Genomic DNA, 17,002 nt, shown 5'->3' with positions numbered 1-17,002 from the left:
CCGGCGAGGTTTCGCCCTATCCGCGCCGCGGCGCCGCATACCCTGCCGGCTCGGCGACGAACGTGCCGAGACCGGACGTGAGGTCGGGCACGCGGCGCTCGTACACGTCGACCTCGGCGGTCGCGAGCTCGGCGACGAGCGTGGCCCGCTCGCCGGCGGTGGTGATCTCCGCGGGAGTGCCGCCCAGCTCGACGAGCAACGACAGCGCCGCCGGGAGCGCGGCCTCCGGCATCCGCACCTCGATCCGGCTCCACGGCGCGCACACGAGCGTGCCGGCCTGGCACAGCGCGGCCCGGAAGGCCAGCGCCGTCAGTCGTCGGAACTCGCCGGCACTCGGCGTAGCGGCGTGGAAGCGGCCGTGAACGAGAGTCACCACGCAGTCGACCACGCGCCATCCCTGCAGCCCGCGCTGCAGCTGCTCGTGCACGGTCGTCTCGATCGCGGTGTGGAAGGAGGGCAGCAGATAGCCCCGCTCCACACCCATCACGTACCGCGCACCGGTCCCGGGTTCGGCGGGCTGCAGCAGCAGCCCCACCTGGGCGTTCCCGGTGGCCGAGTCACGCCGCGCCTCGCCGGTGCCGGCCAGCCGCTCGACGTGCACGACCCTCGTCGGCAGGATCTCGACGTCGATCCCGAACTCCTCCGCCAGCCGCGTCCCGAGCACCTCGCGCTGGACCTCGCCGTAGAGGCTGACGGCGATCTCGCCCTCGACCTCGTCGACGCGGACGTCGATGAGCGGGTCGGCGTCGGCCAGCTCCAGCAGGGCGCGATGCAGATCCGCGCGGCGGGCGGGGTCGACCGGACGGATCGCCGCCTCCAGACCCGGCGGCGGGAAGTGCCGGGGCCCCCGGCCAGGCTCGAGCACGCCGAGACCATCCCCCACGGCCGCGTGCTCCAGCCCTCGCAGGACACCGATCCGCCCGGCGAGCACAGGTGCCTCGCGCAGCCGGTTGCCCTCCAGGACGGCGCTCCCGGTGACCTGCTCCTCGATCAGCTCGCGACCGCCCCACCGGTCGTGGTGGTGCACGGTCACCCGGTCGCGCGCCTGCACCGTGCCACCGTCCACGCGGACGTGCACGAGCCGGTGCCCGGTCTGGTCGCGCCCCACCTTGAACGCGCGTGCGCGCAACGGGCCGTCGGCACGCGGCACGAGTGCGGGCAGGTACGTGGCGATCGCGTCGACGACGCCCGGGATGCCGACGCCGGCGAGTGCGGCCGTGTGCAGCACCGGGTGCAGCCGCCCCGCCGCGCACTGGCGGGCGATCGCCGCCGTCACCGCGGCAGGATCCACCTCACGGTCGTCGAGGAACGCCCGGACGATGCCGGGTTCATGGTCCTCGACGGCGTCCGCGACGTCCGCTCGCAGCTCGCCGGGAGCACGCGGCGCCGGGTGCGCGTCACGGCTCCCGAGCGCCGCTGGTCTCGTGAGCGCGATCGTCCGGCCGGTCATCGCGGCGTCGAGCTCCGTCAGCAGATCGACCCCACGCGCGCCGACGCGGTCGATCTTGTTGACGACGACGAGGAAGGGCAGCCGCAGCCGTTCCAGCGCCCGGATCAGGGTGCGGGTCTGGGGCTGCACGCCCTCGACCGCCGAGACCACGAGCACGGCGGCGTCGAGCACGTCGAGCGAGCGCTCCACCTCCGCGACGAAATCCGCGTGGCCGGGCGTGTCGAGCAGGTTGACGGCGACGGCACCGCCGCCCGCCCGGCGCAGCTCGAACGAGACCACGGCGGCGCGGATGGTGATGCCACGCCGACGCTCGATGTCATCGGCGTCGGTGACCGTGTCGCCGTGGTCGACACGGCCGGCGTGATCGACCACGCCGGCGTGGAGGAGCAGCTGTTCGGTGAGGGTGGTCTTACCGGCGTCCACGTGAGCGAGGACGCCCAGGTGCAGCACGGCGGAAGGAGCAGAGTCGGAGGGCACGCAGATCCTCGGGGTGAGCGGGAGCAGGGTCGACGAGGTCGAGCTGCGTGCGCCCCATCTGCCTCTCCTCCCGTCACCGCGACCGTGCGGCCGGCTGCACGGCAATGTAGAGCGCCGACCCCCGGTCGTGGCCAGCGGTTTACGCGGTGAGCACTAGGCTGGGCCGCCGTCGGCCCCGGTAGCTCAGCCGGTCAGAGCAGCGGACTCATAATCCGTCGGTCGTGGGTTCAAGCCCCACCCGGGGCACTCACAGGTAGCGGCGCTGGTCGTTGAGGTAGCGGATCTCGGCCCGGACGGTCAGCGGTCCGCGCCAGCCGTCCACCTCGTGCGGGTACAGCCCCTTCGTCACCAGGAACCGCTGCAGCGCGGAGACCGACTCCACCCCGAACTGACCGTCCAGCAACCACGAGTCCCCGTAGTGCCCGAGCCGCCGCAGCCAGCGCTGCATCGCGAGCTCCAGCACCGGGTCGGTCAGCCCGATCGAGGCCATCAGCTGCCGCCAGGCCCGCAGAGACTGCGCCGTGTGGGCCGTGGTCGTTGGCAGGTCCCGGGTCGGCCACGCGTCTTCGGTCATGATCGCCGCATCCCCCTCGTGCACCACGACCCCGTGGTAGTCCGCCGTCCACCCTCGGTACTGCATGCCCCAACGCGCCGTCAGCTCCTCGATCCGGACCAGCGCCACGGTGCGTCCCGGGCCGGCCGAGGTGCTCACGCAGGACCCGCCGCCCACGCTGATCGCGACGTGGTCGAAGTCCTTGTTCTTGCCGCTGGTGATGTCCCAGAAGACCGGGACCCCGGGAGGCGGCTCGCCCCGCCGACGGCGTGTGGTCGCCTCCCACGCCTGCCTCGCACTCGGGTAGCGGGCGGGGAACCCGAAGCAGGTGCGCACGAACTTCTCGCACATCCCCGAGAGCTCCGCACCTGCGCCGACCGCGGCCCTGGCTCGCTCGACCCGCACCTCCGGTCTCGGGACCGCCAGCCCTCGCCGCGGCGGGTCGGACAGGATCTGCGCCGTCATGCTCATCTCCTCGTGGTGGACGTCATCGACAGGAGCAGCAACGGCTCCGTCTGATACCTCGACGATCGTGTCAACGCCGTGTTGACAGAACGCTGTCGCGCACCCAGGCTGTCCTCGTGACCGACTCCCCGGAGATCTACGCCCGACGACGACTGTCGCGGCAGCTCTCGTTGTGGCGCGACGGCGAACCCGCCGACGCCACGACCTGTCTGACGGCGATGCTCGCCGAGCTCGCGCGCAAGCCCGCCGCCGTCGACAGCAGCGACCTGCTCGCCGCACTCACCCTGGTCCGAGCCGCGCGTGCCGAGATCGACCACGCGGAGACCGCGCTGCTCGCCCACGCGCGCGAGCGCGGCATCACCTGGCAGGCGCTCGCCGACGCCGCGGGCGCCAGCTCCCGGCAGGCGGTGCAGCAGCGCGCCGTCCGGGCCGGTGCGCTGGACACCCCGCACCGGCAACCCCGACGCGACACCGGGACCGGTGCCGCATGAGCCGCCCGAGCGACCTCGCGTGCGACTTCTGCGGCACCCCGCAGGGTCGCGCCGGCCGCCTGATCGCCGGGCCGGGGGTGTACATCTGCCCCGAGTGCATCGCGGTCTGCACCGAGATGCTCGCCGAGATGGAGGCGGACACCGCAGCAGCTGAGGCGCTCCCGGTACCGAAGCCGCGCGAGATCGTCGATTTCCTGAGCTCCTACATCGTCGGCCAGGAGAGCGCCAAGCGCGCACTGGCCGTCGCGGTCTACAACCACCACAAGCGGACGAACGCCGCCGTCGGAGACGTGGAGCTGGCGAAGTCGAACATCCTGCTGATCGGTCCTACGGGGTGTGGGAAGACGTATTTCGCGCAGACGTTGGCGAAGTTGTTGAACGTGCCGTTCGCGATCGCTGATGCGACGGCGCTGACCGAGGCGGGTTATGTCGGTGAGGATGTGGAGAACATCCTGCTGAAGCTGTTGCAGGCGGCTGACTTCGATGTGAAGAAGGCTGAGACCGGGATCATCTACATCGATGAGATCGACAAGATCGCCCGCAAGAGCGAGAACCCCTCGATCACGCGTGATGTCTCGGGTGAGGGTGTGCAGCAGGCGCTGCTGAAGATCCTCGAGGGCACGACCGCTTCGGTGCCGCCGCAGGGTGGGCGCAAGCACCCGCATCAGGAGTTCATCACGATCGACACCACGAAGGTGTTGTTCATCGTGGCGGGTGCGTTCGCGGGCTTGGAGGAGATCATCGCCGGGCGGCGGGGTCGTAAGGGCATCGGTTTCGGTTCGCCGCTGCACTCGGCTGATGATGTGGACGGGATCGCTGATGTGATGCCGGAGGATCTGTTGAAGTTCGGGTTGATCCCGGAGTTCATCGGTCGGTTGCCGGTGCTGGCCACGGTGGCGCCGTTGGACAAGGAGGCGCTCTCGCGGATCCTGACCGAGCCGAAGAATGCGTTGCTCAAGCAGTACCAGCGGATGTTCGAGCTGGACAACGTGGAGCTGGAGTTCACCCCGGACGCGGTCGAGGCCGTGGCTGAGCAGGCGGTCCTGCGGGGCACGGGTGCGCGGGCGTTGCGGGCGATCCTGGAAGAGGTGCTGCAGTCGGTGATGTTCGACGTGCCCTCCCGTGACGACGTGGCCCGAGTGGTCATCAACCGCGCCGTCGTGGAGAAGAACACGCTGCCGACGCTGCACCCGCACCGACCCGGTGCCGGCACCGCACGCAGGCGGCGCACCGCGTCCTGAGGGCCGGCCGGGCGGGCATAGGCTCGCAGCGTGATTGACGACGAACGGATCGCCCTGCTCCTCGACTACGAGAACCTCGCCCTCGGTGCGCGAGACCACCTCGCGACGCCGTTCGACCTGCTGCCGATCAGCGACGCCCTCGCCGAGCGTGGCCGGGTCGTGGTCCGCCGCGCCTACGCCGACTGGTCCTACTTCGACGAGGACCGCCGCATGCTCACGCGCGGGCACGTCGAGCTGATCGAGATGCCGCAGCGCATGGGTGTCTCCCGCAAGAACGCCGCGGACATCAAGATGGCCGTGGACGCGATCGAGATGGCCTTCGCGCGCGACTACATCTCCACGTTCGCGATCTGCACGGGCGACAGCGACTTCACGCCGCTGGTGCACAAGCTCCGCGAGCTCAACAAGCGCGTCATCGGCGTCGGGGTCCGCGACTCCACGTCCAAGATGCTGCCGCCCGCGTGCGACGAGTTCCTCTACTACGACGACCTCGCCGGGGTCGAGTCGCGGCCGTCCTCCTCGCGCAGGTCGAGCGCGTCCAAGAAGTCCCAGCCGGCCCAGACCACCCCGGCCCCCCAGACGACCCCCGAGCCCGACGGCGTCGCTCCGGTCGAGCGCGTGGCGCCGCCCCAGCCCGTGATCACCCGCGTCCAGGAGCCGGACGAGTCCGACCTCGAGCCGCTGGACGACGAGGCGACCGACGACCGGGACGTCGCCGTGCTCGTCGCCCAGACGGTCGCCGGACTGGAGCGGTCCTCGGCCGCCGACGTCACGGCGTCGGTGCTGAAGCGGACCCTGCTGCGCAAGGACCCGACGTTCAACGAGGCCGACCACGGCTTCCGTGCCTTCGGCGAGCTCGTGCGACACCTCGCCGACAAGGGCGTCCTCGACGTGAGCGACGGACCGGCCCAGGGCGACCCGGTGGTCCGCCTCAGCGAGCGCGGCAACAGGGAAGAGGCGTTCGCACTGCTGCGGGCCGCCGTCGCCGACATCGGCAAGGGCAAGAAGCCGGTGCCGCTCAACGGTCTCAAGGACCACATCCGGCGCGACCATGCCGACTTCACCGAGAAGACCTTCGGATACCGGTCGTTCCTGCAGTTCGCGCGCGCGGCCGAGACCGCCGGCGTGATCACGATGGAGCGCAACGACGACGGATATCTCCTGACACCTGCCTGATCAGGTCCGCAGCGCCACCGGGCGGTCGACCAGCACCGAGAGCACCAGCATCGTGCGGGTCCGGACGATGCTCGGTCGGCGCCGGAGGTCCTCGATGACGCGCTCGAGGTGCGGCACGTCGGTGACCTGCACCCGCAGCACCGCGTCCGGCTCGCCGCTCACCGTGACGGCACTGATCACCTCCTGCAGGCCGCTGATGGTCGCCAGCACGTCCCGGGGCGTGGTCTTCTCCGCGCAGTACACCTCGACGATCGCCTCGAACCCGAGACCCAGCTTGGCGGTGTCGAGCACCGCGGCGTAGCCCTGGACGACGCCGCTCTCCTCGAGCCGGTCCACCCTCCGCTTCACCGTGGCGATCGAGATGTCCAGGTCGCGCGCGACGTCGGCGAAAGAACGTCGACCGTCTCGGCGCAGAATTGCAAGGATCTTGCGATCCAGGCTGTCCAGTGTCGGCTTCGTTGCCATGAACGACGAGGCTATCGACATGACCGTTGCCTGTGGCCTGGATCACGCGTAGCAAGGCGGCATGTTCGAAGAGGCACAGCTGTACGCGCCGGTCACCGACGGCCCCGACGGCGTCAACGTCCACCTCGCCGAGGCCCACCCCGGCGCCAACGACCCCGACTACCGCCGACGGCGCAACGAGATCGCCGCGGGCGCGCTGGCCTGGGAACCGGGAGCTCCGCTGCCGCACGTGGAGTACACCGACGCCGAGCACGAGATCTGGGCGACCGTGTCCCGGGAGCTGCGCGCCAAGCACGCGACCTATGCGATCAGGGCCTTCCGCGACGCCAAGGAGGCGCTCGCGCTGCCCGAGGACCACGTGCCGCAGCTGAGCGAGGTCAGCGCCGGGCTCACCTCGCTCACCGGCTTCCGGCTGCACCCGGCCGCCGGGCTCGTCCCGCTGGACGTCTTCTACGGCTCGCTGGCGGATCGGGTGTTCCACTCCACGCAGTACCTGCGTCACGGGTCCACCCCGCTGTACACCCCGGAGCCCGACATCCTCCACGAGATCGTCGGCCACGGGAACCTGCTGGCCTCGCCCGAGGTGGCGGACGTCAAGCGGCTGGCGGGGGAGGCGGCACGCCGGTGCGAGACGCCCGAAGGGCTGCAGTTCGTCGCGGACGTCTTCTGGTTCACGATCGAGTTCGGCGTCATGTACGAGGAGGGGGAGCTGCGCTGTTACGGCGCCGGGCTGCTGTCCTCCTACGGTGAGATCGAGGAGTTCCGCGGCGCCGACATCCGCGCGATCGACTTCCACGAGATGGGCACCTTCGACTACGACATCACGCACTACCAGCCGGTGCTGTTCGCATGCCGCGGGATGTCGGAGCTGACCGACCGGGTCGGCGGGTTCTTCGCCGACTTCACCGACGAGACGCCCGCCCGTCTCGCCGCCGGTGACAAGGTGGCCTGAGGAGCCACCTAGAGTTGCTTGGTGAGCCGAGCACCCGGGAGTCGAAACGATCCGACCCCGGAGGCACCTCCGGCCGGCGCGGTGATCACCATGATCCTGGCGGGCCTGAGCATGCTCGGCCCGTTCACGATCGACACCGTGTTCCCCGCCTTCGAGCGGATCGGCGAGCAGTTCGGCGCCGACACCACGGCGATGCAGCAGGTGACGAGCCTCTACATGCTCGCGTTCGCCGTCATGAGCGTCTTCCACGGCCCGCTCTCCGACGCGATGGGGCGCAAGCCGGTCATGATCGTCGGCCTGATCGGCTACGTCCTCGCCTCGATCGGGTGCGCGCTGTCGCCGAACCTCGCGGTGCTGCTGGTGATGCGGACGCTGCAAGGCGTGTTCGCCGGCGCCGCGACGATCGTCTCCCGCGTGGTCGTCCGCGACATGTTCGCGGGACCGCAGGCGCACAAGATGATGAGCCGGATCATGATGATCTTCAGCCTGGCCCCGGCGATCGCGCCGGTGGCCGGCGGTTGGCTCCTGAAGGCGGGGGAGTGGCCGATCATCTTCTGGGCCACCGCGGTCTACGGCGTGCTCGCCGTCGTGGCCGTCACGGTGCTGCTGCCGGAGACGCACCCACCGGCCGCGCGGTCACCGCTGCGGGTCGGGGCCGTGCTGCGCTCCATCCTGGAGGTCGGGCGCCACCCGGCGATGATCCGGCTGGCCTTCGTGACCGCCTTCGCGATGGGTGGGCAGTTCCTCTACATCGCCGCGGCCCCGATCATCGTCGTCGACCTCCTCGGCCTCGGTGAGCAGGACTTCTGGATGCTGTTCGTCCCGATCATCACCGGGCTGCTCATCGGTGCCTGGTTGTCGGGCCGGCTCGCGGGGAAGGTCAGGCGTACGCGGCTGGTGGACGTGGCGCTCGCGTGCGCCGTGGGAGCCGCGGCGCTCAACGTGGTGCTGGCGCTGATCTGGCCGCACCTGCCGCTGGCGACGGTCGGACCCGCGCTGCTGTCGTGCTGCATCGCGGTCGCGTTCCCGGTGATCCAGCTCGAGATCCTGGACAGCTTTCCCGACCACCGCGGCGCGGCCGCCTCGCTCGGCACCTTCGCCTCCCTGACGTTCAACGCCCTCCTCGCCGGTGCGATCGCGCCGCTGGTCACGGCCAGCCTGTTCACGGTGGCTCTCGCGGCGGCCTCGTTCGTGCTGCTCGGCTTCCTGCTCTGGGTCGCGCACCGGCGTGCCGCTGCCGTGAGGGTGACGTAGCGCACGCAGCCTGTTAACGTTCACATCCATGACTTCACTGCGTGCGGTGATCGACCTCGATGTCGAGGGACCGCGGATCAGCAAGCACCTCTACGGCCACTTCGCCGAGCACCTGGGGCGGTGCATCTACGGCGGCTTCTACGTCGGTCCGGACTCCGAGATCCCGAACGAGGGCGGGATCCGGCTCGACGTCGTCGAGGCGCTCCGGGCGCTCAACATCCCCAACCTCCGCTGGCCGGGCGGGTGCTTCGCCGACGAGTACCACTGGATGGACGGCATCGGACCGGTCGAGGACCGGCCGAGGATGATCAACACCCACTGGGGTGACATCGAGGAGAACAACCACTTCGGCACGCACGAGTTCATGGCCTTGTGCGAGATGCTCGGCGCGGACGCCTACGTCAACGGCAACGTCGGCTCCGGCACCGTCAAGGAGATGAGCGACTGGGTCGAGTACCTCACCCGCGACGGCGACTCCCCGATGGCCCGCCTGCGCCGTGCCAACGGGCGTGACAAGCCGTGGAACGTGCCGTTCTGGGGCATCGGCAACGAGCCGTGGGGCTGCGGCGGCAGCATGTCGGCCGAGCACTACGCCGAGGAGGCGCGCCGGTACGCGACGTACTGCCGCAACCACGGCGACAACGAGCTCTACCGGATCGCCGCCGGTGCGTCGAACGACGACTACCACTGGACCGAGCAGCTGATGAAGGCGCTCAACTGCCTGGGCTGCACGCACGACCCGAAGAACATCTTCCAGGCGATCACCTTCCACTACTACACGGTGCCGGGGGAGTGGAAGCACAAGGGGAGCGCCACCGACTTCGATGCCGACGAGTACTACACGACCCTCGTCAAGGCGCAGCGCGTCGACGAACTGATCGCCGGGCACTCCGCCGTCATGGACTGCTACGACCCGCACAAGAAGGTCGGGCTGATCCTCGACGAGTGGGGCACCTGGTTCGACGTGGAGCCGGGCACGAACCCGGGCTTCCTGTACCAGCAGAACACGATGCGTGACGCGCTGGTCGCGAGCCTGCACTTCGACGTGTTCCACGGGCACGCCGACCGGCTCGTCATGGCGAACATCGCGCAGACCGTCAACGTGCTGCAGGCGATGATCCTCACCGACGAGGCCACCGGCGAGCTGGTGCTCACCCCGACGTATCACGTCTTCGAGATGAACAAGGGGCACCACGACGCGGCCTCGCTGGCGGTGCACCTGCTCGGCGACGACCGCACGATCGACGTCGACGGCGCAGCCTTGCGCCGGCTCTCGGCGTCGGCCTCGGTCTCGGGGGACACCGCGCTGGTGTCGTTGTCGAACCTGCACCTCACGGAGCCGACCGAGGTCACGCTGGACCTGCGCGGACGCCCGGTGAGCGGCATCACCGGACGCCTGCTGGCATCCGAGGACATCGCCGCGCACAACGCGGCGGGCCGGGCGCAGACCGTGGAGCCGCACGAGCTCGAGGTCGGCGCGGTCGAGGACGGCCGGGTGAGCATCACGTTGCCGCCGCACTCGTTCGCCACCGTGTCGCTGCAGCTCACCGCCGGGTGAGCCGCTCGCCGGGCAGAAGTATCCGCCCGCGCGTGCAGCGGGAGCACCGAGCGCGCTCCTAGGATGGTCGACTGCCGGGACCCTCTCGCGGGAGCCGGCGTCGACGAGACAGGGGATGGCCGATGGCCCAGACGTTCAACTCACCTCCGGGATGGCCCAAGCCCCCTGAGGGGTGGACGCCGCCACCAGGGTGGTCGCCCGACCCGTCGTGGCCGCCGGCGCCCGAGGGGTGGCAGTTCTGGGTCGAGGACCCGTTCACCGCTGCCCTCGGCCAGGGCAGCGGCCCGACCGAGACGCCGTCGACCGCCTCGCCCACCCAGACCATGGGGACCTCGCCCACCCAGGTGATCCCGCCGTCGTCGGGACAGCCCACGCTGTACAGCTACGGTCCGAGCTCCGGCCTGGAGCAGCCGGGCGCCTCGCCCTACGGACCGCAGGGACCGCCGCTGCAGGGCGGCGGGTACCCAGGTGGCGGCGGCTACCAGGGCGCTCAGTACAGCTCACCGGGGGCACCGGCTCCGCGGTCGCGCAACCCGCTGGCGATCATCGCCGTCGTCGTGGTGGCGGTCCTGGTGCTCGGTGGCATCGCCTGGGGGCTGTCCTCGGTGCTCGGGGGCGGTGACGAGGACCCGACGGCCGGTGAGCCGTCCACCACGGTGACCGACGACCCCACCAGCGAAGAGCCGACCGACGACCCCACCACCGACGAGCCCACCGATGACCCCACGACCGACGAGCCCACCGACCCGGCCACCACGGACGACGGCGGCGGTACGGCCGGCGTGGTTGACCTCACCGGTACCGACCCCGCTGTGGTCAACGGCGCCGCCGGCGCGCCCGTCGCCGAGATCCGCCTCATCGAGGCCGTGGCCGGATGGGAGTCCAGCACGCCGAGCTCGCTGTGCTCGCCGGCCGAGAACGGCCAGTACCTCGGGCTCCAGCTCGAGTTCACCACGCTGCCGGCGCTCGCGGACGAGTCCACGCCGACCTACACCTTCATCGGGTGGGAGCTCGGGGCCGAGGTCGACGGCGTCGCGATCGAGACCAACGCGTTCAGCACCGGGCTGTTCTGCGTGGGCAGCGACGAGCGCCCGCCGTCGGACATGGCGCCGGGTGAGACCTACACCGGATGGGCCGTGCTCGATGTGCCGGAGAGCGTCACCGCGGTGACGTTCGAGGACATGTTCGACTTCAGCGGAGCCCAGATGTACCGGTGGGTGCTCGCCGACCAGTGACCCGGTCGGGGCGCGGGGAGTGGAGCAAACCGCCCCGATAGGGCACACTGTGCATGAGCAAGCCGTGAGTCGCGCCGAGCAGTCGCGGACGAGATGCGTTGGGGAAGACGAATCTCGACCGAGCTGGAAGGAGCGGCGATGCCTGTTGTGGCGTCTGGTGTGAACACCCGCGGTGTTGTTTTCGTGCACTCCGCGCCCCGTGCGCTGTGCCCCCACGTCGAGTGGGCGGCCGGGTCGGTGCTGGGCACGCGCGTGGCCGTCGACTGGGTGGCCCAACCCGCCGCGCCCGGGTTGTTCCGGACCGAGCTCTCCTGGACCGGTGAGGTCGGGACCGGTGCCCGCCTCGCCTCGGCGCTGCGCGGGTGGACCCACCTGCGCTACGAGGTGACCGAGGAGGCCGCCCGCGGCTCCGACGGCGGCCGCTGGAGCCACACGCCCGACCTCGGCATCTTCTACGCCCAGACGGACGTGCACGGCAACGTCGTGGTCCCCGAGGACCGGATCCGTGCGGCCATGGAGCACGCCGCGGACCCGGTCCGGCTGCGTCAGGAGCTCGACCTCGCGCTCGGGCAGGCCTGGGACGACGAGCTGGAGCCCTTCCGCTACGCCGGCGCCGGGGTGCCCGTGCGCTGGCTGCACCGCGTCGGCTGACCGCAGCCGCCGCCGCGGTCAGACCGAGGCGATGATGAGGCTCGCGTTGTGACCGCCGAAGCCGAAGCCGTTGTTGAACGCGGCCACCTGACCCGCGGGCAGGTCGCGCGGCACGTCGCGAGCGAGGTCGATCGGCAGCTCGGGCTCGGGCTGGGTGACGTTGATCGTCGGCGGGGCCTTGCGGTCACGCAGCGCCAGCACCGTGAAGATCGTCTCCAGCGCGCCCGCGCCGCCGAGCAGGTGCCCGGTCATCGACTTCGTGGCTGAGACGACCGCGCCCTCGCCGAGGACCTTGGCGATGACGCCGGCCTCGCCCAGGTCACCGAGCGGGGTCGAGGTGGCGTGCGCGTTGACATGCACGATGTCCCGCGGGCTCAGCCCGGAGTCCGCCAGGGCTGCGAGCATCGCGCGCTCCTGACCCTCGGGAGCCGGAGCGGCGATGTCAGCGGCGTCGGAGGTGATCCCGAACCCGGCGACCCGGGCGTAGATCGTGGCGCCTCGCGCGATCGCGTGCGACTCGCGCTCGAGGACCACGATGCCGGCGCCCTCACCCATGACGAAACCGTCACGGGTGACGTCGTAGGGGCGGGAGGCGCCCTGCGGGTCGTCGTTACGGGTCGACAGCGCCTGCATGCGCGCGAACGCCGCGAGCGGCAGCGGGTGGATCGGTGCCTCGGTGCCGCCGGCCAGCACCATGTCGGCGCGACCCGAGAGGATCATCTGGGTGCCGTACCCGATGGCCTCGGCGCCCGAGGCGCACGCGGACACCGGTGTGTGGGCACCGGCGCGGGCGCCGACGAGCATCGACACCTGCGCGGCGGGCGCGTTCGGCATCAGCATCGGCACCGTGAGCGGTGAGACCCGGCGGGGACCCTTCTCCTTGTAGTTGTCCCACTGGGACAGCAGCGTCCAGACGCCGCCGATCCCGGACGCGACGACGGTGCCGAGCCGGGTGGGGTCGATCTCCGGGCTGCCGGTGTGGGCCCAGGCCTCGCGGGCGGCGACGATCGCGTACTGGGCGCTGGGGTCCATGCGGCGCGTCTCGGGGACGCTGAGGACCTCGGCCGCCGGCACGGCGAGCTCGCCGGCGAACCGCACGGGCGCGTCGTACTTCTCGACCCAGTCGTGCTCGAGAACGTTGACACCCGAGCGGCCCGCGAGTGCGGCCTCCCAGGTGCTGGCGACGTCTCCGCCCAGCGGGCTGGTGACTCCGAGTCCGGTGATCACGACCTGATCAGTCACGGTTCGTCGCTCCCTCGTGTGTGGGTGGGTGGTGGTGGACGAACGGGTGCCGCGCCGAGCGGCGGCGGCACCCGTTCGGGCTCAGGCCTGGGCCTGGGCGATGAAGCTGACGGCGTCGCCGACGGTGGTGAGGTTCTTGACGTCCTCGTCCGGGATCGTCACGCCGAACTTCTCCTCGGCGACCGAGACGACGGTCATCATCGTCAGCGAGTCGATGTCGAGGTCGTCGGTGAACGACTTGTCCGCGGTGACCGCGTCGGTGGGCAGCCCCGTCTCCTCGTTGACGATCTCGGCGAGGCCCTCGAGGATCTCGGATTCGCTGTGCGCCATGCGTGGTTTCCCTTCTGTGGTGGTCTGCTGGTCGATCTCGACCGTTCGCGGACCCAGTGTTGCGGACTCGCCTGCCGCGTGTGCGGCAACGCGCTGGACCAGCCGGTGATCACGGCAGGATGACGACCTGACCCGCGAACGCCATGCCGGCGCCGAAGCCGATCTGCAGCGCCACGTCACCGCTCTTGGCGGCGCCCTCGCGCAGCAGCCGCTCGGTCGCCAGCGGGATGGACGCGGCCGACGTATTACCGGTGTCGGCGATGTCGCGCCCGACCACGACGTCGTCGCGGAGCCCCATGGTCTTGAGTAGCTGGTCGGTGATGCGCATGTTCGCCTGGTGCGGGACGAACACGTCGATGTCCTGCGGCGTGAGCCCGGCGGCCTCGATCGTGCGCCTGGCCAGCTTCGGGATGTTCGTGATGACCCACTTGAACACCGTGGGTCCCTGCTGGCGCAGCGTGGGGCTGACCATCTGGGACACCTCCTCGGCGAGCTCGGCCCGCTCCGGGGCGGGCTCGCCCAGCTCCTCCCGGCGGTAGTCCAGCCACGGCCTCGTCTGGTAGATCGCACCGGCGAGGCTGCCGTCGCTGCCCCACACCGTGGGGCCGATCTTCGGGGTGTCCGAACGACCGACGACGGCGGCTCCCGCACCGTCGCCCAGCAGGAACGAGATCGTCCGGTCGGTCGGGTCGATGAAGTCGCTCATCCGCTCGACACCGACGACCAGCACGTGCTCCGCGGTCCCCGCGCGGACCAGGGCGTCGGCCTGGGCGATCCCGTAGCAGTAGCCGGCACACGCGGCGGAGATGTCGAACGCCGCGGCGGGCGTGGCACCGAGGCGCTCGGTCAGCAGCGTGGCCAGGGCCGGCGTCTGCTCGAAGTGCGTGACCGTGGCGACGATGACGGCGTCGAGATCAGCGGCGCTGACACCGGACCTGGCGAGCGCGTCCTCGGCTGCCCGGGCCGCCAGGTCGAGGATGGTGGTGCCCTCGTCCGCACGGGCGCGGGTCTTGATGCCGGTGCGCTGGGTGATCCACTCGTCGGAGGAGTTGATCGGGCCGACGATGTCGTCGTTCGGCACGAGGTTCTCGCCCCGGGATCCGCCGACGGCGATGATGCGCGATCCGGGGATCGGCTCGTTCAGGCGCAGCGTGGTGGTCATGCGGAGTCCTCGCGACGTGGTTCGGGTGCGGTGGTGGTCATCGGGTCGCTGCGGCGTGGCGTGCGACCAGGTCGGCGGCGGCCTCCAGGTCGTCAGGGCTCTTGAGCGCGACGACCTCGACCTCCTTGAGGGTACGGCGGGCGAGCCCGGTCAGCACGCCGGCCGGGGCGAGCTCGATCGCCGCCGTGACACCGAGCTCGGCCAGCTGCTCCTGGCACCTGTCCCACCGCACCGGGCGAGAGATCTGGGCGACCATCTCGCGCACCGCCGTCGGGCCGTCGGGGACGACCGAGCCATCGGCGTTGGTCAGAAGCGAGAGCAGGGGAGCGGCGGGGGTGAGCGCGGCGGCGGCCTCGGTGACGGCCGCGACGGCGCTGGCCATGTAGTCGGTGTGGAACGCACCCGCGACGGCGAGCGGGATCACCCGGGCGCGCGCCGGCGCGTCTCCCTTGAGCTGCTCGAGCGCCTCGAGGGAGCCGGCGGCGACGACCTGGCCGCCACCGTTCACGTTCGCCGGCACCAGCCCGAGCGCCTCGATCGCGGCCACGACCTCCGCCGGGTCGCCGCCGACGACGGCGGCCATGCCGGTCGGGCTCGTGGCTGCTGCCGCTGCCATCGCGCGACCACGGGTGGCGACGAGCGCGAGCGCATCGGTCTCGGTGAGCACACCGGCGACCACCGCGGCGGCGTACTCGCCGACCGAGTGCCCGGCCGTCACCGACGCCCAACCGGTGTGCGCGCCGATGCGTGAGGTGAGCGCGGCGAGGCTGAGCAGCGACGTGGCCACGATCAGCGGCTGCGCGACCGCGGTGTCCTTGATGGCGTCGGCATCGGCCTCGGTGCCCAGGTGGAGGAGGTCGACCTGCGCGGCCTCACCCAGCCGTGCGAGCAGGTCGCGGGCCTCGAGCCCGTCGACGTCGAGCCACGGCTCCAGCATCCCAGGGGTCTGCGAGCCCTGGCCCGGACACAGTACGGCGATCACGCTGTCTACTCTCCCGCTCGGAGTCGAGGTTCACGGACGCCGGATCGGACCAAGCTCGACCGGCGCGGTTGTGGATACCCTACAAGCGCACGTCGTTGGCACGTGGACCCGCGGAGTCGAGTCGACCCGCCACCAGGGCGATGTGGAGCACGAAACCCTCCCGCGCGTCGGTCGGATCCCAGCCGGTGACCGTCGCGATCCGCCGCAGCCGGTAGCGCACGGTGTTCGGGTGCACGAACAGCTGTCGAGCGGTCGCCTCGAGCGAGCGACCCTCGCTGAGGTAGGCGCTCAGGGTCTCCAGCAGGTGGCCGCCGACGCCGAGCAGCGGCGTGTACACCTCGGTGAGCAGCGTGCGGCGGGCATCGGCGTCGCCGATCAGCATCCGCTCCGGGAGCAGCTCGTCGGCGAGCACGGGGCGCGGCGCCGAGGGCCACGCGGTCACGGCCACCAGGCCCGACAGGGCTGCACGAGCCGACCGACCGGCGTCGGCGAGGTCGCGCACCTGCGGACCGATCACGACCGGACCCGGCCCGAACTTGTCCAGCAAGGACTCCGCCTGGGTGCGCAGGTTGCCCTCGCCGCCCAGCACGACGACGAGCCGGTCGCCGTGGATCCCGACCAGCGCGTCCGACGCGGCCCGCCGCGCGGCACGACGCAGCTCGGCCGCGCGGACGTCGTCGAGATGGTCGTCGATCGACCCGACCAGCACGATCGTGTTGCCGCGGCCCGCCCATCCGAGGGCGGCGACGCGCGAGCGCAGTCCCTCCGAGGCCCCGGTGGCGCCCGCGGTGTCGTCGGCCTCGCCGCGCAGCAGCGAGTCGACCACGAGCGCCTCGAGTCGGGCGTCCCACGCGCCGCGCGACTCGGCGGCGCGCGCGTACACCTCCGCCGCGGAGAACGCGACCTCGCGGGAGTAGAGCAGCACCGCCTCGCGCAGCGACGCGCGGTCGGCCGAGGTCGCGAGGGTGTCGGTCTGCTCCTCGACGATCTCGACGATGATCCGCACGAGCTGCAGGGTGTGCTGCAGCGAGATCGACCGGGTCAGCTCCGGGGGAGCGGCACGGAAGATCTCCGCGGCGTTCGACGTGCCACGCTGCGGGTTCTCGTACCAGGAGATGAAGCTCGCGATGCCGGCCTGCACCACGAGCCCGATCCACGAACGGTCCTCGGCGTGGAGCGCGCGGTACCAGGACAGATCGCGATCGAGGCGTTCGAGCGCCGCGGTCGTGAGCTGGCTGGTGCCGTGCCGCAGGCGCCTGACCATGTCGTCGCTGCCGGGAGGGGCGACCTTGGGCCGGGTGTCGGTGCTCACGCGGTC

Annotated in this window: 16 protein-coding genes and 1 tRNA gene; 9 read left to right on the top strand and 8 right to left on the bottom strand. The window is 71.1% G+C overall.

Features of this window, described 5'->3' with window-relative positions; genetic code table 11:
• Positions 1 to 16 precede the first annotated feature (16 nt).
• Positions 17 to 1,927, bottom strand: a complete 1,911-nt coding sequence (locus GPA04_RS04190; protein ID WP_156222697.1) for an elongation factor G — start codon at positions 1,925 to 1,927, stop codon at positions 17 to 19.
• A gap of 172 nt (positions 1,928 to 2,099) precedes the next feature.
• Here GPA04_RS04190 and GPA04_RS04185 point away from each other — a divergent pair.
• A tRNA-Ile gene (locus tag GPA04_RS04185) sits at positions 2,100 to 2,173 on the top strand.
• Between the two features lies 1 nt (position 2,174).
• Here the strand turns inward: GPA04_RS04185 and GPA04_RS04180 are convergent.
• Positions 2,175 to 2,945 (bottom strand): peptidoglycan-binding domain-containing protein, encoded by a 771-nt coding sequence (locus GPA04_RS04180; RefSeq protein WP_156222695.1) that lies wholly within the window; start codon positions 2,943 to 2,945, stop codon positions 2,175 to 2,177.
• 116 nt (positions 2,946 to 3,061) lie between these two features.
• Here GPA04_RS04180 and GPA04_RS04175 point away from each other — a divergent pair, with 116 nt between their 5' ends.
• Genes GPA04_RS04175 through GPA04_RS04165 form a run of 3 tightly spaced genes read left to right on the top strand, consistent with a single transcriptional unit; the run spans position 3,062 to position 5,853 of the window.
• Positions 3,062 to 3,436: a DNA-binding protein gene (locus GPA04_RS04175; RefSeq protein WP_156222693.1), complete on the top strand. Its 375-nt coding sequence runs from the start codon at positions 3,062 to 3,064 to the stop codon at positions 3,434 to 3,436.
• Positions 3,433 to 4,677 carry an ATP-dependent Clp protease ATP-binding subunit ClpX gene (clpX, locus tag GPA04_RS04170; RefSeq protein ID WP_156222692.1) on the top strand — a complete coding sequence of 415 codons (1,245 nt, stop codon included), beginning with the start codon at positions 3,433 to 3,435 and terminating at the stop codon, positions 4,675 to 4,677. The genes GPA04_RS04175 and clpX overlap by 4 nt, the downstream gene beginning before the upstream one ends.
• 30 nt (positions 4,678 to 4,707) lie before the next feature.
• On the top strand, positions 4,708 to 5,853 hold the full coding sequence (locus tag GPA04_RS04165) for a PIN domain-containing protein (protein ID WP_156222690.1): 1,146 nt from the start codon (positions 4,708 to 4,710) through the stop codon (positions 5,851 to 5,853).
• Here the strand turns inward: GPA04_RS04165 and GPA04_RS04160 are convergent, their stop codons facing one another.
• Positions 5,854 to 6,318, bottom strand: coding sequence for an Lrp/AsnC family transcriptional regulator (locus GPA04_RS04160; RefSeq protein ID WP_156222688.1), 465 nt, complete (start codon positions 6,316 to 6,318; stop codon positions 5,854 to 5,856).
• A 61-nt stretch (positions 6,319 to 6,379) separates the two neighbouring features.
• On the opposite strand from GPA04_RS04160, the gene GPA04_RS04155 reads away from it, so the two are divergent.
• The 5 genes from GPA04_RS04155 to GPA04_RS04135 all read left to right on the top strand — a co-directional run bounded on the left by GPA04_RS04155 (position 6,380) and on the right by GPA04_RS04135 (position 11,968).
• The gene (locus tag GPA04_RS04155; protein WP_156222686.1) at positions 6,380 to 7,270 is read left to right on the top strand and encodes a phenylalanine 4-monooxygenase; all 891 of its coding nucleotides are present in this window, start codon (positions 6,380 to 6,382) and stop codon (positions 7,268 to 7,270) included.
• Positions 7,271 to 7,291: 21 nt separating this feature from the next.
• On the top strand, positions 7,292 to 8,524 hold the full coding sequence (locus GPA04_RS04150) for a multidrug effflux MFS transporter (protein WP_241680597.1): 1,233 nt from the start codon (positions 7,292 to 7,294) through the stop codon (positions 8,522 to 8,524).
• A gap of 28 nt (positions 8,525 to 8,552) precedes the next feature.
• Positions 8,553 to 10,082 (top strand): alpha-N-arabinofuranosidase, encoded by a 1,530-nt coding sequence (locus GPA04_RS04145; protein ID WP_156222684.1) that lies wholly within the window; start codon positions 8,553 to 8,555, stop codon positions 10,080 to 10,082.
• 122 nt (positions 10,083 to 10,204) lie between these two features.
• Positions 10,205 to 11,317: a hypothetical protein gene (locus GPA04_RS04140; RefSeq protein ID WP_156222682.1), complete on the top strand. Its 1,113-nt coding sequence runs from the start codon at positions 10,205 to 10,207 to the stop codon at positions 11,315 to 11,317.
• A 138-nt stretch (positions 11,318 to 11,455) separates the two neighbouring features.
• On the top strand, positions 11,456 to 11,968 hold the full coding sequence (locus GPA04_RS04135; protein ID WP_156222680.1) for a DUF3145 domain-containing protein: 513 nt from the start codon (positions 11,456 to 11,458) through the stop codon (positions 11,966 to 11,968).
• Positions 11,969 to 11,986: 18 nt separating this feature from the next.
• Here GPA04_RS04135 and GPA04_RS04130 read toward each other — a convergent pair whose 3' ends face one another.
• The 5 genes from GPA04_RS04130 to GPA04_RS04110 all read right to left on the bottom strand — a co-directional run bounded on the left by GPA04_RS04130 (position 11,987) and on the right by GPA04_RS04110 (position 16,948).
• Positions 11,987 to 13,210: a beta-ketoacyl-[acyl-carrier-protein] synthase family protein gene (locus GPA04_RS04130; protein WP_156222678.1), complete on the bottom strand. Its 1,224-nt coding sequence runs from the start codon at positions 13,208 to 13,210 to the stop codon at positions 11,987 to 11,989.
• 81 nt (positions 13,211 to 13,291) lie between these two features.
• A complete protein-coding gene (locus GPA04_RS04125) occupies positions 13,292 to 13,540 on the bottom strand; it encodes an acyl carrier protein (protein WP_156222676.1) in 249 nt (82 codons plus the stop codon).
• A 109-nt stretch (positions 13,541 to 13,649) separates the two neighbouring features.
• On the bottom strand, positions 13,650 to 14,702 hold the full coding sequence (locus tag GPA04_RS04120) for a beta-ketoacyl-ACP synthase 3 (protein WP_156222674.1): 1,053 nt from the start codon (positions 14,700 to 14,702) through the stop codon (positions 13,650 to 13,652).
• Between the two features lie 37 nt (positions 14,703 to 14,739).
• Positions 14,740 to 15,684, bottom strand: coding sequence for an ACP S-malonyltransferase (locus GPA04_RS04115; protein ID WP_156222672.1), 945 nt, complete (start codon positions 15,682 to 15,684; stop codon positions 14,740 to 14,742).
• 79 nt (positions 15,685 to 15,763) lie between these two features.
• Positions 15,764 to 16,948, bottom strand: coding sequence for a PucR family transcriptional regulator (locus tag GPA04_RS04110; RefSeq protein ID WP_241680628.1), 1,185 nt, complete (start codon positions 16,946 to 16,948; stop codon positions 15,764 to 15,766).
• Positions 16,949 to 17,002: the final 54 nt, after the last annotated feature.

The sequence above is a fragment of the Pseudactinotalea suaedae genome (assembly GCF_009733815.1).
Taxonomy (GTDB): Bacteria; Actinomycetota; Actinomycetes; order Actinomycetales; family Beutenbergiaceae; genus Pseudactinotalea; species Pseudactinotalea suaedae.
This window is presented reverse-complemented; position numbering and strand designations above follow the sequence as displayed.